Origin of the sequence: Streptococcus suis (assembly GCF_002964045.1) — a bacterium.
GTDB classification, from domain to species: domain Bacteria; phylum Bacillota; class Bacilli; order Lactobacillales; family Streptococcaceae; genus Streptococcus; species Streptococcus suis_U.
Map to the genome: position 1 here is coordinate 1 of NZ_POPB01000535.1, position 360 is coordinate 360.

Genomic DNA, 360 nt, shown 5'->3' on the forward strand with positions numbered 1-360 from the left:
AGAGGAGAATCTGGTAGAGGTCATAATAGAATCTTAGTTGATCTGAGAACTCGAGTGTTTTCTGAACAACCTCTTTCGGTGTCAATATTTGCCCAAAGGTACGAGAATAAAAGTAACCGCCCAATAACAAAGTATATTGAAAAGGCTCCAAAGTCCTATCGACTCTGGAACCTTTTTCTATTTACATGCTCTCTTAATTTTTTCCTTCCATGGCAAATAAGCCTCCAGCACCTCCTTTTTTGCGAGTGTCTCCTCATTAGGTAAGTGTTCTAGAAGATAGTTCATATATTTCTCTGCATCAAGTCCGTGTCGCTTAGCTGTTTCTAAAAGACTCAAAATGACAGCTGTTGACTTGGCTCC

1 protein-coding gene is annotated in these 360 nt (G+C 39.7%); it reads right to left on the reverse strand.

Annotated elements, in window-relative coordinates; translation table 11 throughout:
• Positions 1 to 177: 177 nt before the first annotated feature.
• Positions 178 to 360 (reverse strand): transposase domain-containing protein (locus tag C1E99_RS12565; RefSeq protein WP_238146183.1); only part of this gene is annotated, 183 nt, incomplete at its 5' end.